21 protein-coding genes are annotated in these 24,340 nt (G+C 62.4%); 12 read left to right on the top strand and 9 right to left on the bottom strand.

Features of this window, described 5'->3' with window-relative positions; genetic code table 11:
- Window positions 1-23 precede the first annotated feature (23 nt).
- The 8 genes from BLR26_RS05655 to BLR26_RS05690 form a co-directional block, all read right to left on the bottom strand.
- Window positions 24-1,946, bottom strand: coding sequence for a PrkA family serine protein kinase (locus tag BLR26_RS05655; protein ID WP_010221441.1), 1,923 nt, complete (start codon window positions 1,944-1,946; stop codon window positions 24-26).
- Between the two features lie 281 nt (window positions 1,947-2,227).
- Window positions 2,228-2,557, bottom strand: coding sequence for a thiosulfate sulfurtransferase GlpE (gene glpE / locus BLR26_RS05660; protein ID WP_045199281.1), 330 nt, complete (start codon window positions 2,555-2,557; stop codon window positions 2,228-2,230).
- Window positions 2,558-2,571: 14 nt separating this feature from the next.
- Window positions 2,572-3,447, bottom strand: coding sequence for a symmetrical bis(5'-nucleosyl)-tetraphosphatase (locus tag BLR26_RS05665; protein ID WP_045199283.1), 876 nt, complete (start codon window positions 3,445-3,447; stop codon window positions 2,572-2,574).
- On the bottom strand, window positions 3,447-3,827 hold the full coding sequence (gene apaG / locus BLR26_RS05670) for a Co2+/Mg2+ efflux protein ApaG (RefSeq protein ID WP_045199285.1): 381 nt from the start codon (window positions 3,825-3,827) through the stop codon (window positions 3,447-3,449). The genes BLR26_RS05665 and apaG overlap by 1 nt, the downstream gene beginning before the upstream one ends.
- A 104-nt stretch (window positions 3,828-3,931) precedes the next feature.
- A complete protein-coding gene (rsmA, locus tag BLR26_RS05675) occupies window positions 3,932-4,738 on the bottom strand; it encodes a 16S rRNA (adenine(1518)-N(6)/adenine(1519)-N(6))-dimethyltransferase RsmA (RefSeq protein ID WP_045199287.1) in 807 nt (268 codons plus the stop codon).
- Window positions 4,735-5,724, bottom strand: coding sequence for a 4-hydroxythreonine-4-phosphate dehydrogenase PdxA (gene pdxA / locus BLR26_RS05680; protein ID WP_093378950.1), 990 nt, complete (start codon window positions 5,722-5,724; stop codon window positions 4,735-4,737). The genes rsmA and pdxA overlap by 4 nt, the downstream gene beginning before the upstream one ends.
- Entirely contained in the window at window positions 5,721-7,040 is a 1,320-nt protein-coding gene (locus BLR26_RS05685; RefSeq protein WP_045199291.1) for a peptidylprolyl isomerase, read from the bottom strand. Before BLR26_RS05685 ends, pdxA begins: the two co-directional genes overlap by 4 nt.
- Window positions 7,021-9,831 carry an LPS-assembly protein LptD gene (locus tag BLR26_RS05690; protein ID WP_093378953.1) on the bottom strand — a complete coding sequence of 937 codons (2,811 nt, stop codon included), beginning with the start codon at window positions 9,829-9,831 and terminating at the stop codon, window positions 7,021-7,023. Before BLR26_RS05690 ends, BLR26_RS05685 begins: the two co-directional genes overlap by 20 nt.
- A 130-nt stretch (window positions 9,832-9,961) precedes the next feature.
- Here BLR26_RS05690 and BLR26_RS05695 point away from each other — a divergent pair, with 130 nt between their 5' ends.
- The 3 genes from BLR26_RS05695 to BLR26_RS05705 are packed head-to-tail and all read left to right on the top strand — an operon-like array spanning window position 9,962 to window position 12,421.
- The gene (locus BLR26_RS05695) at window positions 9,962-10,987 is read left to right on the top strand and encodes an aminoglycoside phosphotransferase family protein (protein WP_093378956.1); all 1,026 of its coding nucleotides are present in this window, start codon (window positions 9,962-9,964) and stop codon (window positions 10,985-10,987) included.
- Complete coding sequence (murU, locus tag BLR26_RS05700; RefSeq protein ID WP_093378959.1) at window positions 10,984-11,655, top strand: N-acetylmuramate alpha-1-phosphate uridylyltransferase MurU; 672 nt, start codon at window positions 10,984-10,986, stop codon at window positions 11,653-11,655. Before BLR26_RS05695 ends, murU begins: the two co-directional genes overlap by 4 nt.
- Window position 11,656: 1 nt before the next feature.
- Window positions 11,657-12,421, top strand: a complete 765-nt coding sequence (locus BLR26_RS05705) for a DnaJ domain-containing protein (protein ID WP_093378962.1) — start codon at window positions 11,657-11,659, stop codon at window positions 12,419-12,421.
- Here the strand turns inward: BLR26_RS05705 and BLR26_RS05710 are convergent.
- Window positions 12,418-13,422 carry an alpha/beta hydrolase family protein gene (locus BLR26_RS05710; protein ID WP_093378965.1) on the bottom strand — a complete coding sequence of 335 codons (1,005 nt, stop codon included), beginning with the start codon at window positions 13,420-13,422 and terminating at the stop codon, window positions 12,418-12,420. The two genes, BLR26_RS05705 and BLR26_RS05710, sit on opposite strands and share 4 nt — an antisense overlap.
- 94 nt (window positions 13,423-13,516) lie before the next feature.
- Here BLR26_RS05710 and BLR26_RS05715 point away from each other — a divergent pair, with 94 nt between their 5' ends.
- The 9 genes from BLR26_RS05715 (at window position 13,517) to trpE (ending at window position 24,326) form a co-directional block, all read left to right on the top strand.
- Complete coding sequence (locus tag BLR26_RS05715; RefSeq protein WP_093378968.1) at window positions 13,517-15,907, top strand: PAS domain-containing sensor histidine kinase; 2,391 nt, start codon at window positions 13,517-13,519, stop codon at window positions 15,905-15,907.
- A 9-nt stretch (window positions 15,908-15,916) separates the two neighbouring features.
- Complete coding sequence (locus BLR26_RS05720) at window positions 15,917-16,546, top strand: response regulator (RefSeq protein WP_093378971.1); 630 nt, start codon at window positions 15,917-15,919, stop codon at window positions 16,544-16,546.
- A gap of 259 nt (window positions 16,547-16,805) precedes the next feature.
- The gene (locus BLR26_RS05725) at window positions 16,806-17,930 is read left to right on the top strand and encodes an ABC transporter ATP-binding protein (RefSeq protein ID WP_038998451.1); all 1,125 of its coding nucleotides are present in this window, start codon (window positions 16,806-16,808) and stop codon (window positions 17,928-17,930) included.
- A 40-nt stretch (window positions 17,931-17,970) separates the two neighbouring features.
- Window positions 17,971-19,002 (top strand): ABC transporter substrate-binding protein, encoded by a 1,032-nt coding sequence (locus tag BLR26_RS05730; protein ID WP_093378974.1) that lies wholly within the window; start codon window positions 17,971-17,973, stop codon window positions 19,000-19,002.
- A gap of 64 nt (window positions 19,003-19,066) precedes the next feature.
- Window positions 19,067-20,314 (top strand): ABC transporter permease, encoded by a 1,248-nt coding sequence (locus BLR26_RS05735; protein WP_045199309.1) that lies wholly within the window; start codon window positions 19,067-19,069, stop codon window positions 20,312-20,314.
- 11 nt (window positions 20,315-20,325) lie between these two features.
- A complete protein-coding gene (locus tag BLR26_RS05740) occupies window positions 20,326-21,153 on the top strand; it encodes an ABC transporter permease (RefSeq protein WP_045199311.1) in 828 nt (275 codons plus the stop codon).
- Window positions 21,154-21,285: 132 nt separating this feature from the next.
- Window positions 21,286-21,960 carry a ribulose-phosphate 3-epimerase gene (gene rpe / locus BLR26_RS05745; RefSeq protein ID WP_045199313.1) on the top strand — a complete coding sequence of 225 codons (675 nt, stop codon included), beginning with the start codon at window positions 21,286-21,288 and terminating at the stop codon, window positions 21,958-21,960.
- Window positions 21,957-22,775: a phosphoglycolate phosphatase gene (locus tag BLR26_RS05750; protein WP_045199315.1), complete on the top strand. Its 819-nt coding sequence runs from the start codon at window positions 21,957-21,959 to the stop codon at window positions 22,773-22,775. The genes rpe and BLR26_RS05750 overlap by 4 nt, the downstream gene beginning before the upstream one ends.
- Before the next feature lie 69 nt (window positions 22,776-22,844).
- A complete protein-coding gene (gene trpE / locus BLR26_RS05755) occupies window positions 22,845-24,326 on the top strand; it encodes an anthranilate synthase component I (protein WP_093378977.1) in 1,482 nt (493 codons plus the stop codon).
- Window positions 24,327-24,340: the final 14 nt, after the last annotated feature.

A 24,340-nucleotide genomic window follows, 5' to 3' on the forward strand; every position in this document is an offset into this window, starting at 1 on the left:
GCTGACAGCTTGCAGCTTGGCGCTTATTGCGATTTTCTGACTCGCAGGTACCATTCCGAGAGCAGCCGAACTTGCTTGTCTGTGTAACCGCGTTCCACCATTCGGGTGACGAAGTCGTTGTGCTTTTGTTGATCCTCTTTGCTGGCCTTGGCGTTGAAGCTGATGACCGGCAGCAGGTCCTCGGTGTTGGAGAACATTTTCTTCTCGATCACCACCCGCAGTTTTTCGTAGCTGAGCCAGGTCGGGTTCTTGCCGTTGTTGTTGGCCCGGGCGCGCAACACGAAGTTGACGATTTCGTTGCGGAAATCCTTCGGATTGCTGATGCCGGCCGGCTTCTCGATCTTCTCCAGCTCTTCGTTGAGGGCGATGCGGTTGAGGATCTCGCCGGTTTCCGGGTCGCGATACTCCTGGTCCTGAATCCAGAAGTCGGCATACAGCACGTAACGGTCGAAGATGTTTTGCCCGTACTCGCTGTAGGACTCCAGGTAAGCGGTCTGGATTTCCTTGCCGATGAACTCGATGTAGCGCGGTGCCAGGTACTCTTTGAGGTAGCGCAGGTAGCGTTCGCGCACTTCGGCCGGGAACTGTTCCTGTTCGATTTGCTGCTCCAGCACATACAGCAGGTGCACCGGGTTGGCGGCAATTTCGTGAGGGTCGAAGTTGAACACCTTGGAGAGGATCTTGAAGGCGAAGCGGGTCGACAGGCCGTTCATGCCTTCGTCCACTCCAGCGGCGTCGCGGTACTCCTGGATCGACTTGGCCTTGGGATCGGTGTCCTTGAGGTTTTCGCCGTCGTACACCCGCATTTTCGAGTAGATGTTCGAGTTTTCCGGCTCTTTGAGCCGTGACAGCACGGTGAACTGGGCGAGCATCTTCAGGGTGTCTGGCGCGCAATGGGCCTTGGCCAGCGAGCTGTTGAACAGCAGCTTGTCGTAGATCTTGATCTCGTCGCTGACCCGCAGGCAGTACGGCACCTTGACGATGTAGATACGGTCGATGAAGGCTTCGTTGTTCTTGTTGTTGCGGAAACTGTGCCATTCCGATTCGTTGGAGTGAGCCAGCAGGATCCCGGAGTAGGGGATCGCCCCAAGGCCTTCGGTACTGTTGTAGTTACCTTCCTGGGTTGCCGTGAGCAGCGGGTGCAGAACCTTGATTGGCGCCTTGAACATCTCGACGAATTCCATCAGGCCCTGGTTGGCCCGGCACAGCGCGCCCGAGTAGCTGTAGGCGTCGGCGTCGTTCTGCGGGTATTCCTCGAGTTTGCGGATGTCGACCTTGCCGACCAGGGCGGAAATGTCCTGGTTGTTTTCATCACCCGGTTCGGTTTTGGCCACGGCAATCTGGTTGAGGATCGACGGGTAGAGTTTGACCACTTTGAACTGGCTGATGTCGCCCCCGAACTCGGCCAGTCGCTTGGTCGCCCAGGGCGACATGATGGTGTTCAGGTAGCGTCGTGGAATGCCGAAGTCTTCTTCGAGAATGGCGCCGTCTTCAGCGGCGTTGAACAGCCCCAGGGGCGATTCGAATACCGGCGAGCCCTTGATGGCATAGAAGGGCACCTTCTCCATCAATTGTTTGAGCTTTTCGGCCAGGGACGATTTACCACCGCCCACCGGGCCCAGCAGGTAAAGGATCTGTTTCTTCTCTTCCAGGCCTTGGGCGGCATGGCGGAAATACGACACGATCTGGTCGATGCATTCTTCCATGCCATGGAAGTCTTCAAAGGCCGGATAACGGCGGATCACCTTGTTGGAGAAAATGCGCGACAGCCTTGAGTTGTTCGAGGTGTCGACCAGTTCCGGCTCGCCGATAGCCATCAACAGGCGTTCGGCCGCCGACGCATAAGCGCTGCGATCGCTTTTGCAGAGCTCAAGGTACTCTTGCAGCGAAAGTTCTTCCTGACGGGTGGACTCGAAACGTTGTTGGAAGTGGCTAAAAATACTCATGACGTCACCTCGCTCGATACGTGGAGCCGACGCCGGATCAGTCAGCTGATGCTGGCATGCAATCGACACCGCCGATTGCTGTATACCCCCCAGAACACCTAGAACTCGCTACCGATGACCCGCACGCCGGTGTACCGGCTCTCCCCTTTTTGGATGGCCTGCGCTTAAGGATAGTTCGTTATCGGGGAGGTCAAGGGCGGTTGTACATGAAGTTCGCCATGACCGTTCGTCTGGCCAGGCGCGAGCCCGCACAGGACGCGGGCTGCGAGAGATGAAAAAAATTATTCGGCAGTGCCTTGGGCGGTTTCTGCAGGGTAGGTGCCACGCCACAGCTCGAAGCCGCCGTCGAGGCTGTAGACGTCGGAAAAGCCCTGGCTGATCAGGTAGGCGGCAGCGCTCTGGCTGGAGTTACCGTGATAGCAGACCACTACGGTGGGGGCATCGAGATCGGCAGTGCGGATGAAGTCCGCTACCGAGTGATTGTCCAGGTGGCTTGCGCCGGTAATGTGGCCGGCGGCAAAGGCTTGCGGGTCGCGAATATCGACCACGACCGCACCTTGCTCGCGCAGCGCCTGGGCCTGCTCGGGAGGGATGCGTTTGAATTCGCTCATGGGTACGGTTTCCTTCAGGACTGGTCGTTCATTCTAGCCGGTTGTGCGGACGCAGGCTGCGTGCGCGGGGTGCCTTGCTCGGTGCATTCACAGCGCTGCAATGCGCCGGTATCGACGTTGTACAGGGTCATCGCGCCACCCCAGACGCAGCCGGTGTCCAGGGCGATCACCCCGGGCTCCTTGCAGCGCCCTTCAAGGGCGGCCCAATGGCCGAAGATGATCTTCACATGCCGTGAGCGGCGGCCCTTGTGGGCGAACCAGGGCTTGTAGCCGGGCGGGGCGGTGTCGGCGCCTTCCTTGCCCTTGAGGTCGAGCTTGCCTTCGCTGGTGCAAAAGCGCATGCGGGTGAAGTAGTTGGTGATCACCCGCAGGCGGGTGACGCCGCTCAGGTCCTTGCTCCACTTGTTCGGCTCGTTGCCGTACATGCCATCGAGGTAGGGCTTGAAGCGATTGTCGTCGCGCAGCGCTTCCTCAACTTCGCCTGCCAGCTCCAGGGCCTTGCCCAGGGTCCACTGCGGCGGGATGCCGGCGTGCACCAGCACTACGCCGCGCTGCTCGTCGTAATGCAGCAGCTTTTGCCGGCGCAGCCAGTCGAGCAGTTCGCCAGCATCTGGCGCATCGAGAATTTCGCGCAGGGTGTCGCTTTTTTTCAGGCGCTCGATGTTGTGCCAGGCGGCCAGCAGGTGCAGGTCATGGTTGCCCAGTACGCACACCAGCGATTCGCGGATGGAATAAAGGAAGCGCAAGGTTTCCAGCGATTCCGGGCCGCGGTTGACCAGGTCACCGACCAGCCACAGGCGGTCGACCTTTGGATCGAATCTCACCCGTTCGAGCAGGCACTTGAGCGGCTGCAGGCAGCCTTGCAGGTCTCCGACTGCGTATACCGCCATCAGTGCAGGGCTCCGGGGACGGCGAGGCGGAATGGGGCAATGACGGCGTCGAAACGCTTACCGTCCTCGGCAAACATCTGATAGCTGCCCTGCATGGTGCCGACTTTGGTGCTGATCACCGCGCCGCTGCTGTAGGTGTGGCTTTGCCCGGGCTCAATGGCCGGTTGCTGGCCGATCACACCGGCGCCCTTGACCTCTTCGACATGGCCATCACCGTTGGTGATCAGCCAGTGTCGTGACATCAGCTTGGCGGTCACAGAGCCATTGTTCTTCACCGTAATGGTATAGGCGAAGGCGAAACGGTCGTTTTCGGGGTCGGATTGTTCTTTGAGAAAGCGGGTCACGACGCTGACGTCGATCTGGTAACGGGGATCAGACATGCAAGGGGCCTTGGCAACAGACGCGGATACGGCGATGGCGTCAGTCTAGGCTATCGGCGGGGTAGCCGGCCAGTCATGCGGGCATGACTGGCCTATGGCGCAGGTTACGCGGCGCCCTGTTGCTCGGCCAGCTTGTCGGCCAGGCGCACGAAGGCGGCGAGGTCGAGTTGCTCGGGGCGCAGGCTGCCATCGACGCCGGCAGCTTCAATGGCGTCGCTGCTGAGCAGGGCCTTGAGGGTGTTGCGCAGGGTTTTGCGGCGCTGGTTGAAGGCTTCGCGAACGATGCGTTCGAGCAGGCGATGGTCCTTGGCCGGGAACGGCAGGGTTTCGTGTGGCACCAGGCGCACGATCGCTGAATCGACCTTGGGCGGCGGGTTGAACGCGCCGGGACCGACGTTGAACAGGTGTTCGACCCGGCAGTGGTACTGCACCATGATCGACAGACGGCCCCAGTCACCACCGCCAGGGCCTGCGGCCAGGCGCTCGACCACTTCCTTCTGCAGCATGAAATGCATGTCGCGGATCAGCTCGGCGTTGGCCAGCAGGTGGAAGATCAGTGGCGTCGAGATGTTATACGGCAGGTTGCCAACCACGCGCAGGCTGTGGGGGGCAGCGCCGAGGGTGGTGAAGTCGAACTTCAGTGCATCGCCCTGGTGCAGGCGAAAGTTGTCGCGGTTAGCGAACTGCTGGTTGAGGATCGGTACCAGGTCTTTGTCCAGCTCGACCACGTCCAGCTGCGCGCCGCTGGCCAGCAGGCCGGAGGTCAGGGCGCCCTGGCCCGGGCCGATTTCCAGCATGCGCTCGCCGGCCTTGGCGTGGATCGAGCGCAGGATGCGGTCGATGACCCCGGCGTCGTGCAGGAAGTTCTGGCCAAAGCGCTTGCGCGCCTTGTGTTGGTATTGCTCGGTCATTTTCGGGTCTCGGCCATCTGGTAGGCGGTTTCCAGGGCGACCTGCAGGCTGCCGGTGTCGATCTTGCCGCTGCCGGCCAGGTCCAGGGCGGTGCCGTGGTCGACCGAGGTGCGGATGATCGGCAGGCCCAGGGTCACGTTGACCGCAGCGCCGAAGCCTTTGTACTTGAGCACGGGCAGGCCCTGGTCGTGGTACATCGCCAGCACTGCATCGCAGTGCTCCAGATATTTGGGGGTAAACAGGGTGTCGGCGGGCAACGGGCCGCGAAGGTCCATGCCTTCGCTGCGCAGGCGCGCCAATGTCGGTTCGATGGTGTCTATTTCTTCGTGGCCCAGGTGGCCACCCTCGCCGGCATGCGGGTTGAGGCCGCAGACCAGGATGCGCGGGTTGGCTATGCCGAACTTGTGTTGCAGGTCAGCATGCAGGATCCGCGTGACGCGCTCCAGGCGCTCGCTGGTGATGGCGTCGGCAACCTCGCGCAGCGGCAGGTGCGTGGTCACCAGGGCCACGCGCAGGCCGCGGGTCGCCAGCATCATCACCACTTGCGCGGTGTTGGTCAGGTCGGCGAGAAACTCGGTGTGCCCGGAAAAGGCGATACCGCTTTCGTTGATCACGCCCTTGTGCACCGGTGCGGTGATCATCCCGGCGAAATGCCCGTCCAGGCAGCCTTGCGCGGCGCGGGTGAGGGTTTGCAGGACGAATGCGGCGTTGGCTTTGTCCAGCTGGCCGGCAACCACCGGGTTTTGCAGCGGCGTGTCCCAGACATACAGGCTGCCTGCCGGAGCGGGCTGGTCGGGGAGGGCGTCGAGGCTCACCGGCAGCAGCGTGACGGCCACGCCCAGCTGCGTGGCCCGCTCGGCGAGCAGGTCACGGCTGGTAATGGCAATCAGGGGGTGCGGCTGGGCTTGCGTGGCGAGCAGCAGGCACAGGTCAGGACCTATGCCGGCCGGCTCGCCGGGTGTGAGGGCGAAGCGCTGCGGTTTCACTGCGCGGCCTGATCGGCGCCAGGAAGCTTGATTTCGACGTAGGCTTCGTCACGGATCTGACGCAGCCAGGTCTGCAGTTCTTCATCGTACTTGCGGTTGCGCAGTACGTTCATCGCTTGTTGCTCGCGGGCCTGTTCGGTGCTGTCGGTGGCGCGGCGGCCCAGCACTTCGAGCACGTGCCAGCCATACTGGGTCTTGAATGGCTTGGTCACCTGGCCCTGTTGGGCGTTGGCCATTTCTTCGCGGAACTCTGGCACCAGGGCGCTTGGATCGATCCAGTTGAGATCGCCGCCATTGAGTGCCGAGCCAGGGTCTTCGGAGAAGCTCTTGGCCAGCGTGGCGAAATCTTCGCCGTTCTGGATGCGGTCATACAGCCGTTGCGCCAGTTCCTTGGTCGCCGCTTCGCTGCGAATCTCGCTTGGCTTGATCAGGATGTGGCGGACATGCACTTCGTCGCGCATGGTGGCACCACCGCCGCCGCGTTTTTCCTGCATCTTGATGATGAGGAAACCGGTAGGAATACGCAGTGGCTGAGTCACGTCACCAACGCTCAGGCTGCTGAGCAGCTTGGCGAGCTCCGGCGGCAGCTGACCGGCTTTACGCCAGCCCATTTCGCCGCCTTCCAGGGCGTTTTCGCTGGCGGAGCTGGCGATTGCCATCTGGCCGAAGTCGGCACCGCTTTTCAGGCGCGAGTAGACCTCACCAGCCTTTTGCGCGGCCGCCTGGATCTGCGCCGAGTTGGCGCTTTCCGGGGTCGGGATCAGGATATTGGCCAGGCGCCATTCTTCCGACAGTTGCATCTGGCCTTGCTCCGAGGCGAGGAAGTTTTTCACTTCCTGCTCCGAGACCTGGATGCGCTCGGCAACCCGGCGCTGACGCACGCGGCTGATGATCATCTCGCGACGAACCTGCTCGCGGGCATCTTCGTACGACAGGCCGTCATGGGCCAAAGCGGCGCGGAACTGCTCCAGGTTCATGCCATTGCGCTGGGCAATGGTGCCGATGGCCTGGTTCAGTTCTTCGTCGGTGATGCGGATGCCCGAGCGATCGCCGATCTGCAGTTGCAGGTTCTCGACGATCAGGCGCTCGAGCACCTGTTGGTCCAGGACACCGGCGGGCGGCACCTGGCCGCCACGCTTGGCGATGGTCTGCTGGACTTCGCGTACGCGGCTGTCCAGCTGGCTTTTCATCACCACGTCGTTGTCGACGATGGCCACAACGCTGTCCAGGGGTTGCACGGCGGCGTGCGCCGTGCCGGTCAGCAATACCGCGCCCAGCAACAGCGGGCGCAGACAATCAGTAAGCTTGGTCTTCACGAGTACGATAACCTTGAATGCCCTGGTCGAGGAAAGACTCGACCTTGTTGCCCACTACGCCGCCGAGGCCTTTCAGCACAATCTGCAGGAAGACGCCGTGGTCGCCTTTTTCGTTTTGCGGAATTGCCTGGCTGTAATCGTCGTAATCGATCCAGTAACGGTTGATCAGACGCAGCTTCCAGCAGCAGTTGTCATATTCGAAACCACCGAAGGCTTCCAGCGTGCGGTTGCGGTTGTAGTCATGCTGCCAGCGCGCGATCGCGGTCCACTGCGGAACGATCGGCCACATGACTGAGAAGTCATGCTGCTGGATCTTGTAGTAGTCCTTGATGTAGTTCGCGTCACCCGGCTGGCCATAGTCGCCACCACCTACCTGCCAGCGACCAGTGGCGCTGTTGTAGATGACCATGTCGTTGCGGTAGCGGTAACCGAGGTTGACCACCTTGTTGACGTTGTCTTCAGGCTGGTAATGGAACATCGCGCTGCCCGAACGGGTGCTGCGGCTGTCCGGATCCCAGTTGAAATCGGAATTGAAGCGCCAGTCGCGGTTGAAGCGGTATTCGTATTCCAGTGCGTACGGGGAAACGTCCGACTGGGCGTCCTGACGGTCCTTGTAGGCAATGCCAGGCAACTGAACCTTGCGGTCCTTGAAGTACAGGGCCTGGCCAACGCTAAGGCGCTGACGTTCAAAGCCGTTCTCTTCGATCCAGCGGTTGGTCACGCCCAGCGACAGCTTGTTCTCGTCGCCGATACGGTCGTTGCCACTGAAACGGTTGTCGCGAAACAGCGAGGCGTAGTTGAAGGTGTACTCGCTGGTATCGAAGACCGGGATGTCCATCTGGTTCTTGTACGGGACGTACAGGTAGTACAGACGTGGTTCCAGGGTCTGGGTGTAGTTCTTGCCGAACCACTGGGTGCTGCGGTCGAAGTACAGCCCGCTGTCGACGCTGACGATCGGAACATCGCGATCCTGCGAAGAGTTGAACCGGCCGAATTCGCGCGGCTGGCCTGGCGCCTGGGCCTTGCCCTGACTGTCGAGGTCAAGGTCGTAGTGGGTGTAGGCGTACTTCAGCGATGGCCGTACATAACCATAGCTTGCTTCCATCGGCAGGCTGATGGTCGGCGCCAGGTGCAGGCGAGTGCCGTTGGCTCGGGCCAGGCCGGTGATGTTCTGGTCGATGCGGCCACCGTCAGCGCGAACGCTGGTATCGAGCTTGCCGTCCTTGTCGAAGACAGTGCCGTTCTTCAGATCACGCTCGAAGCGTACAGCCTCGGATTCGTAGGTGAAGTTCATCCCGCCCGGGTGGTAAGGCAGCATGCCGTTGAAAGTGACCTGCGGCAGGCGGTCATACGGGGTGATCTGCGAAATGGTCGCCAGCTCGAAAGCCTGCACGTTCAGCCGCGCGGTGTAGGTATCGCCGCGATAGGTCAACGCACCTTGCTGATTGACGAAGTCCCGGCTTTCGACACCGATCTGATCCGATTCCAGGTCCTGGAAGTAGAACGGGTCGCTGAAGTCGGTGTAGTCGACTTCAGTCATCAGGCGCTCGTCGAGGCCGCCCTTGTGCTGCCAGTTGACCATCCAGCGCTGATCTTTGTAGTCCGTCTGCAGCTTGCGGTCATCATCCTTGTCATTCAGGTAAGCACCACCGAACTGTCCTTCGCTGGACTTGGTCAGGTAGCGGAACTCGCCTTCCATCAACATGCCGCGCTTGGCCATGTAGCGTGGATACAAGGTGGCGTCGTAGTTTGGCGCCAGGTTGAAATAGTACGGCGTGACCAGCATGAAGCCGGTATCGCTGCTGGTGCTGAACGACGGCGGCAGGAAACCGGACTGGCGGCGGTCATCGATCGGGAAGTAGATGTACGGTGTGTAGAACACCGGGAAATCCTTGACCCGCAGGGTGACGTTGGTCGCGGTACCGAAGCCGGTGGCCGGGTTCAGGGTAATGTTGTTGCCTTTGAGCTGCCAGGCGTTGCTGTTCGGCTCACAGGTGGTGTAAGTACCGTCCTTGAGGCGGATGATGGCGTTTTCAGCACGCTTGGCGTATAGGGCGCTGCCGCGGATGCGCGATTTGTGCATCACGTATTCGGCGTTATCGACCTTGGCTTCACCGGTGTCGAGCTGGATGTCGGCGTGATCGCCGACCACCAGCGAACCGTTGTCGCGAATCTTCACATTGCCGCTCAGCTCACCACGGTTCTCGGCCTGGTACAGGTTGGCCTCGTCGGCCTCGACCTGCATGCTGCCCTGGCGCATGACCACGTCACCGGCGAGGGTGGCGATCTGCTGCTCCTGCTGGTAGCGCGAAACCTTGGCACCGATGAAGGTCGGCGACTCGTCTTTGGGCGTGGTGTCGGTCATGCCCGGACGGGTCGGCTCGATGTAGGCACCGGCGCAGTAAGGCCCGGTTTCGGCGAGCTGGGCTGGGGTGAGCTGGTCACGAGGGACCCAATCCAGGTGGCTGGCATCGGGGCTACGGGATTTCAGCACGCGGCCTTTGGCTTCGGTGACCAGCACCGGACCTTGAGCTTGCTCCTGGGCGACCTCGCCGGAGCCGGCTGGCGTTTCACCGGACGAGCTGGCGGCCGCTCCGGCGTGCACCGGGCGCGGCGGCAGTGCGGCGGCAGGGGTTTTGGGCTTGCAGTCCCAGCCTCCGGCAGCAGACACTTGGCAGTCGAACTGCTCTGCGGCAACCACGTATGGGGTGGCCAGAGGTTGCATCGCCAGCAAACCGCCGGTGACCAGCAACGGGAATTTTTTACGAAACGCGGGGGATTTCAATGCCATCTTATTAGTCCGGGCTTCCTGCGTGCCATCTGCCCGCGTGTGGGGCCGCACGCCTCTCGATGGTCTGAAAAAGATGCTGGATAATAAAGCATGACCCGCTTGACGGCTAGGGCCGTCGGAGACCCTTGTAATGCCCGATCACGATGTACGCTTGCAACACCTGAATGTCTGGCTCGCCGAGCAGCTGGCAAATCTGTTCCATAAACAGGGCTGGGGCACGGTTCCCGCGGGTAGCCTGACCGCCGCCAGCAGCGATGCGAGCTTTCGCCGCTACTTCCGCTGGCAGGCCGAAGGCCACAGCTTTATTGTCATGGATGCGCCACCGCCGCAGGAAAACTGCCGGCCATTCGTTGATATTGCCCACTTGCTGGCCACGGCCGAGGTCAATGTTCCGGTCATTCATGCCCAGGACCTTGAACGTGGTTTCCTGTTGCTCAGCGACCTGGGCACCCAGACCTACCTCGATGTGATCAACGCCGAGAACGCCGATGGTCTGTTCAACGACGCCATTGATGCGCTGCTAGCCTTCCAGCAGTTGCCGATGAACGCGCCGCTGCCAAGCTACGACGTGGCCCTGTTGCGCCGCGAGCTTGAGCTGTTCCCGGAGTGGTACGTCGGCCGTGAACTGGGCCTGGGCTTTACCGATGCGCAACTGGCTGCCTGGCAGCGCATCAGCAACCTGCTGATCGACAGCGCCCTGGCCCAGCCAAAGGTGCTGGTGCACCGCGACTATATGCCACGCAACCTGATGCACAGCGAGCCGAACCCTGGCGTGCTGGACTTCCAGGACGCGGTGTACGGGCCGGTCACCTATGACATCACCTGCCTGTTCAAGGATGCCTTCCTGAGCTGGCCGCAGGCACGCGTGCAGGGCTGGCTCAAGGATTACTGGCAGCGCGCCCAGGCCAAGGGCATCCCGGTGCAGGCCGATTTCGAGGAATTCCACCGCGCCAGCGACCTGATGGGAGTGCAGCGTCACCTCAAGGTCATCGGCATCTTCGCGCGCATCTGCCACCGCGACGGCAAGCCGCGTTACCTGGCCGATGTACCGCGCTTCTTTGCCTATATAGATGAAGTGATCGCGCGCAGGCCGGAGCTGGCCGAACTCGATGAACTGATCGAGAGCCTGCAGGCCGCCGCCGGAGCGCGTCCATGAAAGCGATGATTCTTGCCGCGGGCAAAGGCGAGCGCATGCGCCCGCTGACCCTGCACACCCCCAAGCCGTTGGTGCCGGTGGCCGGTATGCCGCTGATCGAGTACCACCTGCATGCGTTGGCAGCGGCCGGCTTCAAGGATGTGGTAATCAATCACGCCTGGCTCGGGCAGCAGATCGAAGATCACCTGGGCGATGGTTCGCGCTGGGGCCTGAATATCAGTTACTCGCCCGAAGGTGAACCGCTGGAGACCGGCGGCGGCATCTTCAAAGCCCTGCCTTTGCTGGGGGATGAGCCTTTTGTGTTGGTCAACGGCGATATCTGGACCGAGTACGATTTCGCCCGCCTGCCGAAGCACCTCGACGGCCTGGCCCACCTGGTGCTGGTGGATAACCCTGGTCATCATGGCAAGGGTGACTTCTGTCTGGATAAAGGCCAGGTCAGCGATGCCAACGCCGATGCCGACACCCTGACCTACAGCGGAATCGCCGTGCTCGCCCCGGAGCTGTTTGCCGACTGCCAGGCCGGCGCCTTCAAGCTGGCGCCGCTGCTGCGCCAGGCGATGACGGCCGGGCAGGTCAGTGGTGAGCATTTCAGCGGACACTGGGTGGATGTCGGCACCCTGGAGCGGCTGGCCGAAGTCGAGCAACTGCTCGCTGAGCGCCGCTGACATGTTGTGGCCGAGCACAGTGATAGGTGCCGGAGCAGGCTTCGCCATCGCCAGTATTCCCGGGGCGTTGCTGGGGGCGTTGCTGGGCCAGGCGATGGACCGCCGTTTGCAGTTGCACAGTTGGGCGCATCTGCGTGAACGCCTGGGTGGGCGGCCGGTGCTGCGTGACGACGAGGTACTGTTCGTCCTGCTTGGGCGCCTGGCCAAGAGCGACGGACGGGTGGTCGATGGCCATATCCAGCAGGCACGGGTGGAGATGCAGCGCCTGGAAATGAGCGAACCGGCCAGGCGCCGCGCCATCGCCGCGTTCAATCGTGGCAAGGCTGGCAAGGAGCGCCTGGGTGTTCATCTGCGCCGCCTCAAGCAACAGCCGCATGCCGCCGAAGGCATGTTGCGCGCATGCTGGCGCATGGTCTGGGCTGATGGCCAGGCTGGCCGGCATGAACGCGAGCTGCTGCTGGCGTGGGGCCAGGCCCTTGGCTGGTCGGCAGCCAAGGTCCAGGCCCTGGCGCTGGACTATGAGCCGCAAAAGGCCGCACTGGCCGACGGCACGCTGGGTTATCCACAAGCCTTGCGCATGCTTGGGGTCAGCGCCGACAGCGAAGCCGGGCAGATCAAACAAGCCTACCGGCGCCTGCTCAGCCGTCATCATCCGGACAAGCTGGTGGGCAATGGCGCAAGCCCCGCGCAGGTTCGCGAGGCCACCGAACGAACCCGCGAACTGCATCAGGCCTACGCCGTCATCCGTAAACGCCGTGGCTTCTAGTCGAGTTTTTCCGGGCTGAGCCAGCCGCGGATGCGGCGGAACAATTGCTCCTGTTCCGCCGCGCTGTTGCCTGGCATGGCGGTCAGGCTGACCTGGCGGTAGTTGGCGTCCTTCAAGCGTTTACTGGCTTGCAGGCGCTGCTCGGCGGCGCGCCTGGCCTGGGGCAGGGTGGCGTAGAAGAAGTCTGCGGTGGCTACCTTGAGGTTCGGCGCCAGGCTGTCCAGGCTCTGTTCGGCCTGGGCTGGTGTCTGCGCGGCGACCATTACCAGCTTCTGCACCTGGGCCGGTTGCCGTTCGCTCAAGTAACGCGCTGCCCAGTAGGCGCCGCTGCCGTTACCGAGCAGGACAATGCTGCGGGCATTCTGTTGCTGGGCATAAGCAACGGCCGCATCGAGGCGGGCGAAGATGCGTTCGGCATCGGCCTTGTCATCGTCGACCGGCGCCTTCGCTTGTTCGATACTTTCGCTGTTCTCGCTTTCGGCTGCCGTGGCTTGCTCGATACTGGCGTTGGCATTGGCCGGGGTGTCCTTGGCCGGTGCGCTTTCGCCTGGCTCGGCCTTTTTTTCGATTGCCGGGGGCACTTCGACGCGCGCCTGCGGGGCGCTGGCAAGCAAATCCGGCTGGGCCAGGCTCAGGCTGTGCCAACCGGCATCGGGAAACTTGCGCCGCAGCGGGCCGACGGTTTTCGGCCAGTCGGCATTTTCGCCAGCACCGGCAAGAATGATCAGGGCGCCTTCGGGTTCGGCAGTGTTGGCCGGTTTCCACAGGGCCAGGAAGCTGTCGCTGCCAGCCTGCAGGGTTTGCTGTTCGGCTGCAGGAACCTGGCGTTCCAGGGCCTGGGCGTCTTCCTGGCTGCGTTCGGCCAGCGGTTGGCGTTCGACTGCGGCAGGTTTGCTGTCGGCAGCCGCTTCTGGCGTTTCGCCAGCGGCTGCTTGTGCGGTACAAGGTAGTATCAGTGACAGGCATAACGCCGGCAGCGTCGTGCGATAAAGTGCGAACATGGATCGATCCAGGCCAGATTAATACCGGCAGCCTAATAGTATTTGCTCGGGACGGCCATGCTCGGTGGCCGACCTACCCTTGATGAGAGTGCAGATGAAGCTTTTGCGCTGCCTGTTGCTTATCGGCTGTTTTTGCCTGCCCTTGATCACAGGGGCAGCTTCGCCTGCCGCGCCTGCGCAGGTTGTGCTGGAGCCGGCCCAGCAGCAATGGCTTGAGCAACACCGCAGCCTGCGCGTCGGGCTGGTGTTGCAGGCACCTTTTGCCCAGTTCGACCGGCGCCTGCAGCAACTCTATGGGGTCAACGTCGAGCTGATGAACTGGCTTGGCCGTTCGCTGGGGCTGGACCTTACCTGGCGCAACTTTACCGATCAGGCTGCCCTTGAGCATGCGCTGCAGGCCGGCGAAGTCGATCTGGCCCCAGGTCTGACCCAGACACCTGCCAGCCTGCGCCTGTGGTTGTTCAGCGATCCCTACATGCGCGTGCCGCAATTGATTGTCGGCCCGCGTACTGGCGCGGTGGCGGTTGATCTGGAGAAGCTCGCCAGTACCGATCGGGTCGCCGTGCGCATGCCCAGCACTGTCGCCGACTACCTGCGTGCCACCTACACCAACCTCAACCTGCAAGGCGTGCCTCAGGAACGCCAGGCGTTGCAGCTGGTGCTCAGCGAACAGGCGCGGTTTGCCGTGGTAGATGAAGCGCAGTTGAGCCGTCTGTCTCGGGAAAGTGAATTCAGCGAGCTGGTGGTGGTCGGTGATATCGGCCTGCCGCAGTTGCTGCGGGTCGGCTCGCGCCGGGACTGGCCGGAGCTGGCCGAGATTCTTGAGCGCGGCCTGCAGGCCGTTCCGGCCAAGGACCTGGAGCAACTCCACCAGCGCTGGCTGGAGCCTAAATACCCGCGCCTGAGCGAATCCCCGGGCTTTTGGCAGAACCTGGGTCTGTTACTGGCGGCGCTGCTGCTCAGTTGCGTGGCCATCGTCATTTGGCAGCGTCGGCAACTACAGCAGCTCGAGCACAGTCTATTGGCCACCCGCGACACCCTGGCCCAGCGCCAGGCCCGCGAAGAAGCCTTGCGCCTGAGCCAGTTTTCCATCGACCAGAGCACCGTGGGCATTCTCTGGGTCAACTGGGACAGCCATGTGCGCTATGCTAACCGGGCCGCCGAAAGCATGCTCGGATACCCCTCGGGGGCGCTGATCGATCGGCCGCTGATTGATTTCGAGCCGAACCTGCACATGGACCGCTGGCTCGATCTGTGGAAGCGTGCCCGTGCCAGCGATGAAGCCCCGCAGCATTTTGAAACCCGGTGCCTGCGTGCCGATCGCAGCCTGCTGCCGGTGGATGTGTCGCTGAGCTTTCTGCGCTTTCGTGATGCCGAATACCTGGTGGTGTTTCTTGCCGATGTCACCGAACGCAGGCGCGCCCTGGCGGCGCTGCGCGAGAGCGAGGCACGGCTCAAGGGTATTGCCGGCAACGTACCCGGCCTGGTGTTTCGCCTTGAACGCAACCCGGCCGAAGGCGAGCTGGAGTTCCCCTACATCAGTGAAGGCAGTGAAGCCCTGGTGGGCTATGCGCCTGCGGCGTTGCAGCATCCGGACATGGGCCTGCGCAACCTGGTGCACCCTGACGACCGCGCCGATTACCACCGGGTCCAGGACCTGGCCCTGGCCACTGACAGCGACTGGTCCTGGCAAGGGCGGATCCTGACCCGCCAGGGCGAGCAGCGCTGGGCCGACATCAAGGCCAGTACCCGCACCCTGGCGGATGGCCGGGTGGTCTGGGACGGAGTGGTCTGGGACATCAGCCAGAGCAAGCGGGTCGAACTCGAGCTTGCCCGTTCACAGGAGCAACTGCGCGAACTGTCGGCGCACCTGGAAAGCGTTCGCGAGGAAGAAAAAGCCCGTATTGCCCGGGAAGTGCACGATGAGCTGGGACAGATGCTCACGGTGCTCAAGCTTGAAACATCCATGTGCGAACTGGCCTACGCCGAACTGGACCCCGGCCTCAACGAGCGCCTGGGCAGCATGAAGCGCCTGATCGCCCAGCTGTTCCAGCTGGTGCGCGATGTGGCCACCGCCTTGCGCCCGCCGATCCTCGATGCCGGCATTGCTTCGGCCATCGAGTGGCAGGCCCGGCGTTTCGAGGCGCGCACGCAGATCCCCTGCCTGGTGCAGGTACCGGAGAATCTGCCACCCTTGAGTGATGCCAAGGCCATTGGCCTGTTCCGCATCCTGCAAGAGGCGCTGACCAATGTCATGCGCCATGCCCAGGCGCATACTGTGCAGATCAGCCTGAGTCTCGATGGCCAGACCCTGCGCCTGACGGTGATCGATGATGGCGTAGGGTTTGTCCTCGAGCAAAGTCGGCCAACGTCCTTTGGCCTGGTCGGTATGCGTGAGCGGGTGCTGATGCTCGGTGGCAGCATGACCCTGGAAAGCGAGCCGGGCGAGGGCACCAGCCTGAGCGTGGCCATCCCCCTGGATTAGGAGCATTGCGTGATTCGAGTACTGGTTGCCGAAGACCACACCATTGTCCGTGAAGGCATCAAGCAGTTGATCGGCCTGGCCAAGGACATGCAGGTAGCGGGGGAGGCCGGCAATGGCGAACAGCTGCTGGAAACCTTGCGCCATACCGAGTGTGAGGTGGTGCTGCTGGATATTTCCATGCCCGGGGTCAATGGCCTGGAGGCGATCCCGCGGATTCGCGCCTTGAACAACCCACCGGCGATCCTGGTGCTGTCGATGCACGACGAAGCGCAGATGGCAGCGCGGGCGCTGAAAGTCGGCGCTGCCGGCTACGCCACCAAGGACAGTGATCCTGCATTGCTGCTCACCGCGATTCGTCGGGTCGCCGGTGGCGGGCGTTACATCGACCCGGACCTGGCTGACCGCATGGTCTTCGAGGTCGGCCTCACCGATGCCCGGCCGCTGCATTCATTGCTGTCTGAGCGCGAATTCTCGGTGTTCGAGCGCCTGGCCCAGGGCGCTAACGTCAACGATATTGCCCAGCAACTGGCGCTGAGCAACAAGACCATCAGCACCCACAAGGCGCGGCTGATGCAGAAGCTCAACGTCACCTCGCTGGCGGAACTGGTGAAGTACGCGATGGAGCACAAGTTGTTGTGAGTGTTCCAGAAGCGACATTGCGCTGAGCTCATCGCGGGTCAAGCCCGCTCCCACAGGGGGCGGTACCGTGGGAGCGGGCTTGACCCGCGATAGCATTGAACCTGCCATGCACATATCCAAAAACGTCACTCTTGTAGGGCAATCCCTACCCCAAGCCTTCCATCCTGCTGATATCAATCTCTCTCCACCGCCGATTTGCGCCGCTTGCCGCCTTCACTAGGCTTTGGATACAGCAGTCATCCAACAAAAAGGTGCGGGTATGAGTGAGGTGAATTCGAGCGCTGCAACCGGCGAAGTGCTGGTCAGCTTCCGTGGTGTGCAGAAGAGCTACGACGGCGAATCGCTGATCGTCAAAGACCTCAACCTGGATATCCGCAAGGGTGAGTTTCTCACCTTGCTCGGCCCGTCCGGTTCCGGCAAAACCACCAGCCTGATGATGCTCGCCGGCTTCGAAACGCCGACTGCAGGCGAGATCCAGCTGGCTGGCCGTTCCATTAACAACGTGCCGCCGCACAAGCGCGACATCGGCATGGTGTTCCAGAACTACGCACTGTTTCCGCACATGACCGTGGCCGAGAACCTGGCCTTCCCTTTGAGCGTGCGCAACCTGAGCAAGACCGACATCAGCGAGCGGGTCAAACGCGTGCTCAACATGGTCCAGCTCGACGCTTTCGCCCAGCGTTACCCCGGCCAGCTTTCCGGTGGCCAGCAGCAACGGGTGGCCTTGGCCCGGGCGCTGGTGTTCGAGCCGCAGCTGGTACTGATGGATGAACCGCTGGGCGCTCTGGACAAGCAACTGCGCGAACACATGCAGATGGAGATCAAGCACCTGCACCAGCGCTTGGGCGTCACTGTGGTCTACGTGACCCACGACCAGGGCGAAGCGCTGACCATGTCCGACCGCGTCGCGGTATTCCACCAGGGCGAGATCCAGCAGATCGCCGACCCGCGCACCCTGTATGAAGAGCCGAAAAACACCTTCGTCGCCAACTTCATCGGCGAAAACAACCGCATCAATGGCCGCTTGCTCAGCCACGATGGCGAGCGTTGCCAGGTGCTGCTGCCGCGCGGCGAGAAGGTCGAGGCGCTGGCGGTCAATGTCGGCCAGGCCGGCGAGCCGGTAACCCTGTCGATCCGCCCCGAGCGCGTGCGCCTCAACGGCCACAGCGAAAGCTGCGTCAACCGTTTCTCCGGGCGCGTGGCCGAATTCATCTACCTGGGCGACCACGTGCGGGTACGCCTGGAAGTCTGCGGCAAGGCCGATTTCTTCGTGAAGCAGCCGATTGCCGAACTCGACCCGGCCCTGGCCGTGGGCGATGTGGTACCGCTTGGCTGGCAGGTGGAGCACGCCCGCGCGCTCGATCCTCTGCTGGAAGCCAATTGAAGGTTTGCTTCACCAACCCTGTTCTGTGGAGAGAATAATAATGCTCAAGCACTTGAAGTTGACCGCCCTGACCCTGGGCCTGTTTGCGGCAAGCCAGGCCATGGCGGCCGACCTGACCGTGATTTCCTTCGGCGGCGCCAACAAGGCGGCCCAGGTCAAGGCGTTCTACGAGCCATGGGAGAAGGCGGGCAAGGGCAAGATCGTCGCTGGCGAGTACAACGGTGAAATGGCCAAGGTCAAAGCCATGGTCGACACCAAGAGCGTGTCGTGGAACCTGGTGGAAGTCGAGTCGCCGGAGCTGGCCCGTGGGTGTGATGAAGGCATGTTCGAAGAGCTCGATCCTGCACTGTTCGGCAACGAAAGCGACTATGTGAAGGGCGCTATCCAGCCGTGCGGTGTCGGCTTCTTCGTCTGGTCCACAGTCATGGCCTACAACGCCGACAAACTGAAGACCGCGCCGACCAGCTGGGCCGACTTCTGGGACACCAAGCAGTTCCCGGGCAAGCGCGGCCTGCGCAAAGGCGCCAAGTACACCCTGGAGTTTGCCCTGATGGCCGACGGCGTTGCGCCCAAGGACGTCTACAAGGTGCTTGGCACCAAAGAAGGCCAGGACCGCGCCTTCAAGAAACTCGACGAGCTCAAGCCGAGCATCCAGTGGTGGGAAGCCGGTGCCCAGCCGCCGCAGTACCTGGCCTCGGGTGACGTGGTCATGAGCTCGGCCTACAACGGCCGGATTGCCGCGGTGCAAAAAGAGAGCAACCTGAAAGTCGTATGGAACGGCGGTATCTACGACTTCGACGCCTGGGCCATCCCCAAAGGCGCCAAGGATGTTGAAGAGGCAAAGAAATTCATCGCCTATTCGGTCCAGCCTGAACAGCAGAAGACCTACTCCGAGAACATCGCCTACGGCCCGGCCAACTCCAAGGCCGTCGCGCTGCTGTCCGACGAGATCAAGAAAGACATGCCGACCACCCCGGAAAACATCGCCAACCAGGTGCAGATCGACGTGGCGTTCTGGGCCGACAACAGCGAGCAGCTGGAGCAACGCTTCAACGCCTGGGCTGCCAAGTAAGGGCTGCTGATGGGGCGCCGGCTTGCCGCCGGCGCTCCTTGTTCTCAAGATTTCGGAGTTCGCTATGGCCATCGCAGTGCCCCTGAATGAAGGCGCCGGTTCCAACCTCAAGCAGCGTCTCAAGCGTGCCGAGCGGGTCAACCGCTGGAAGGCGCAAGCGCTGATCGCACCGCTGGCGCTGTTTCTGCTGCTGGTGTTCCTCGTGCCGATTGCCGCGCTGTTGTACAAGAGCGTGGGCAACCCGGAAGTGGTCGGCGGCTTGCCGCTGACTGTGACGGCTGTGGCCGAGTGGGACGGCAAGGGCCTGCCAGGGGAGGCGGTATATAAGGCGCTAAGCGAAGACCTCGCGCAAGCACGCAAGAACCAGACCCTGGGCGATACCTCCAAGCGTCTGAACATGGAGCTGGCCGGCTATCGCAGCCTGCTGGCCAAGACCGCGCGGGCGTTGCCGTTCAAGACCGAGCCGGCTTCCTATAAAGAAGCCCTGCAGGAACTGGACGAGCGCTGGGGCGATCCGGCCTACTGGCAGGCGATCCGCCGTAACACCAGTAGCGTCACCCCGTTCTACCTGCTGGCGGCCCTGGACCATCGTATCGATGACCTCGGCGAGCTGGCCAAGGCCACCCCGGACCAGGCCATTTACCTGGACATCTTCACCCGTACCCTGTGGATGGGCTTCGTCATCACCGCCATCTGCCTGGTGCTGGCCTATCCGCTGGCCTACCTGCTGGCCAACCTGCCGACCCGGCAGAGCAACCTGCTGATGATTCTGGTGCTGCTGCCGTTCTGGACCTCGATTCTGGTGCGGGTCGCGGCCTGGATCGTGCTGCTGCAATCGGGCGGGCTGATCAACAGCGCGCTGATGGCCATGGGCATCATCGACAAACCGCTGGAACTGGTGTTTAACCGCACCGGGGTGTACATCTCCATGGTGCACATTCTGCTGCCGTTCATGATCCTGCCGATCTACAGCGTGATGAAGGGCATCTCGCCCACCTACATGCGTGCGGCGATATCCCTGGGCTGTCATCCGTTTGCCAGCTTCTGGCGGGTGTACTTCCCGCAAACCTACGCCGGCGTAGGCGCGGGCTGCCTGTTGGTGTTCATCCTCGCCATCGGCTACTACATCACCCCGGCGCTGCTCGGCAGCCCCAACGACCAGATGGTCAGCTACTTCGTGGCCTTCTACACCAACACCAGCATCAACTGGGGCATGGCGACCGCGCTGGGCGGCCTGCTGTTGCTGGCCACCGTGCTGCTTTACCTGATCTATAGCTGGCTGGTCGGCGCCAGCCGCCTGCGCCTGAGCTGAGGAGCGTTGTCATGCTGAGCCCCTACATGTCGCCCGTCGAGCGGGTCTGGTTCTACAGCTTGCGCATCCTTTGCGGGCTGATCCTGTTGTTCCTGGTGTTGCCGGTGCTGGTGATCATTCCGCTGTCGTTCAACTCCGGCAGCTTCCTGGTCTACCCGCTGCAGGGCTTTTCGCTGCAGTGGTACCACGACTTCTTCGCCTCCGCCGAGTGGATGCGCGCGCTGAAGAACAGCATCATCGTCGCCCCGGCGGCCACGGTGCTGGCGATGATCTTCGGCACCCTGGCTTCGATCGGCCTGACCCGCGGTGATTTCCCCGGCAAGTCGCTGATCATGGCCCTGGTGATTTCGCCCATGGTGGTGCCGGTGGTGATCATCGGTGTGGCCAGCTACCTGTTCTTTGCTCCGCTGGGCATGGGCAACAGCTTTATCTCGTTGATCCTGGTGCATGCGGTGTTGGGCGTGCCGTTCGTCATCATCACCGTTTCGGCGACCCTGCAGGGCTTCAACCATAACCTGGTGCGTGCCGCCGCCAGCCTGGGCGCCTCGCCGCTGACCACCTTCCGGCGGGTTACCCTGCCGCTGATTGCGCCGGGGGTGATCTCCGGGGCGCTGTTCGCTTTTGCCACGTCTTTTGACGAGGTGGTGGTCACCCTGTTCCTCGCCGGCCCCGAGCAGGCGACCCTGCCACGGCAGATGTTCAGCGGCATCCGCGAGAACCTCAGCCCGACCATCGCCGCCGCTGCAACCTTGCTGATTGCCTTCTCGGTGGTGCTGTTGCTGACCCTGGAGTGGTTGCGTGGGCGCAGCGAGAAGCTGCGTACCCAGCAGCCGGGTTGAGATCGTTCGCGGGGCGAGTCGAGTCGACTGGCCCCGCGATGAGCACCCGTCGACCGCCTTGATACCGGTCAGCCCCTGAGCGTTTGCCTGAGGTACAATGCGCGCCACTGTGATTCTGCCTACAGGTGCGCCATGCAGCCCTACGCTATTGCCCCCTCGATTCTTTCTGCCGACTTCGCCCGCCTCGGCGAGGAAGTCGACAATGTCCTGGCCGCGGGTGCCGACATCGTTCACTTCGATGTAATGGACAACCATTACGTGCCCAACCTGACCATCGGCCCGATGGTCTGCACCGCCCTGCGCAAGTACGGCATCACTGCACCGATCGACGTGCATTTGATGGTCAGCCCGGTCGACCGCATTATCGGTGACTTCATCGAAGCCGGCGCCAGCTACATTACCTTCCATCCGGAAGCCACCCTGCACATCGATCGTTCGCTACAGTTGATTCGCGACGGCGGTTGCAAGGCCGGCCTGGTATTCAACCCGGCGACTCCGTTAGACACCCTCAAGTACGTGATGGACAAGGTCGACATGATCCTGTTGATGAGCGTCAACCCAGGCTTTGGTGGCCAGAAATTCATCCCCGGCACCCTCGACAAGCTGCGCGAAGCCCGCGCGCTGATCGACGCCAGCGGCCGTGATATCCGCCTGGAAATCGACGGTGGCGTCAACGTCGGCAACATCCGTGAAATCGCTGCTGCTGGCGCCGACACCTTCGTCGCCGGTTCGGCGATCTTCAACACCCCGGACTACCGTGAGGTGATTGCCAAGATGCACGCCGAACTGGCCCTGGCCCGCCCATGAGTGGCTTCGAGCAGCTGTTCCCCGGCGCCCTGCCCAAACTGGTGATGTTTGATCTGGACGGTACCCTGATCGATTCGGTACCGGACCTGGCAGCGGCGGTGGATAACATGCTGCTCGCAATGGGCCGCCCGCCCGCTGGCCTTGAGGCGGTACGCCACTGGGTCGGCAATGGTGCGCCGGTGCTGGTGCGCCGCGCGCTGGCCGGTGGCATCGAGCATGGCGCAGTGGATGACGACGAAGCCGAACGGGGCCTGGAGCTGTTCATGCAGGCCTACGCCGAAAGCCATGAGCTGACGGTGGTCTACCCCGGCGTGCGCGACACCCTCAAGTGGTTGCACAAGCAGGGCGTGGAAATGGCTCTGATCACCAACAAGCCCGAGCGCTTCGTTGCACCTTTGCTTGACCAGATGAAAATCGGCCGTTATTTCCGCTGGATCATCGGCGGCGACACCCTGCCGCAGAAAAAGCCCGATCCGGCTGCCTTGCTGTTCGTGATGAAAATGGCCAGCGTCGAGCCCGAGCAGGCGCTGTTCGTTGGCGACTCGCGCAGCGACGTGCTGGCGGCCAAGGCTGCCGGGGTCAAATGCGTTGGCCTGACCTATGGCTACAACCATGGCCGGCCGATCAGCGAAGAGGCGCCGTGCCTGGTCATCGACGACCTGCGCGCGCTGTTGCCTGGTTGCTTAGATCCGGCCACTGGGATAACGTTGGCGGACGTTCAATCCCCCTCAGATCGAGATTCCATCGTGGCGGTTATCGGCAAACTCTGGATGAAAGTCATCAAGGCCCTGGCCCGCTGGCGTTGGCGCGCCTGACTGCTATCCGCCGGCCCGCGCCGGCCTGCTTGCCTGCCTGACCCATCTGCTGCTTGCCACGAGGCTATCATGACCCGCGAAGAATTCCTGCGCCTGGCCGCTGCCGGCTACAACCGCATTCCCCTGGCCTGCGAGACCCTGGCCGACTTCGACACGCCGCTGTCGATCTACCTGAAACTGGCTGACCACGCCAACTCCTACCTGCTCGAATCGGTGCAGGGCGGCGAGAAGTGGGGGCGTTACTCGATCATCGGCCTGCCGTGCCGCACCGTGTTGCGTGTGCACGATCACCAGGTGCGGATCACCCATGATGGTGAATTGATCGAGCAGCATGAAGTGGAAGATCCGCTGGCCTTCGTCGAAGCTTTCAAGGAGCGCTACCAGGTGCCGACCATCGCCGGCCTGCCGCGCTTCAACGGCGGCCTGGTCGGCTACTTCGGTTATGACTGCGTGCGTTATGTCGAGCGGCGCCTGGGCAAGTGCCCGAACCCTGATCCGCTGGGCGTGCCGGACATCTTGCTGATGGTCTCCGATGCCGTGGTGGTGTTCGACAACCTGGCCGGCAAGATGCACGCCATTGTCCTCGCCGATCCGGCTGAACAAGACGCTTACGAAAACGGCCTGGCCCGGCTCGAAGGCCTGCTTGAGCAACTGCGCCAGCCTATCGCCCCGCGTCGCGGCCTCGATCTGGGTGGGCCGTTGCCGGCAGAACCTGAGTTCCGCTCAAGCTTTACCCAGAGCGACTACGAACGTGCGGTCGATACCATCAAGGAATACATCCTCGCTGGCGACTGCATGCAGGTGGTGCCGTCGCAGCGTATGTCCATCGACTTCAAGGCCGCGCCGATCGACCTGTACCGGGCGCTGCGCTGCTTCAACCCGACGCCATACATGTACTTCTTCAACTTCGGCGACTTCCACGTAGTAGGCAGCTCTCCGGAAGTGCTGGTACGGGTCGAAGACAACCTGGTCACCGTGCGCCCGATCGCCGGTACCCGCCCACGCGGCGCCACCGAAGAGGCTGATCGCGCGCTGGAAGAAGACTTGCTGTCTGACGACAAGGAAATCGCCGAGCACCTGATGCTCATCGATCTGGGCCGCAACGACGCTGGCCGGGTGTCGGAAACCGGCTCGGTCAAAGTCACCGAGAAGATGGTGATCGAGCGTTATTCCAACGTCATGCACATTGTGTCCAACGTCACCGGCGAGCTGAAGCAGGGCTTGAGCGCCATGGATGCCCTGCGTGCCATCCTGCCGGCGGGCACCTTGTCCGGCGCGCCGAAAATCCGCGCCATGGAAATCATCGACGAGCTGGAGCCGGTCAAACGCGGCGTCTACGGTGGTGCGGTGGGGTATTTTGCCTGGAACGGCAACATGGATACCGCAATTGCCATCCGTACCGCGGTGATCAAGGACGGCGAGCTGCACGTGCAGGCCGGTGGCGGCATTGTTGCCGACTCGGTGCCAGCGCTTGAGTGGGAAGAAACCATCAACAAGCGCCGGGCGATGTTCCGTGCGGTGGCGCTGGCCGAGCAGACGCCACGCAACTGAGCCTGATCCACGGC

It is taken from the genome of Pseudomonas sp. UC 17F4 (assembly GCF_900101695.1).
Classification (GTDB): Bacteria; Pseudomonadota; Gammaproteobacteria; order Pseudomonadales; family Pseudomonadaceae; genus Aquipseudomonas.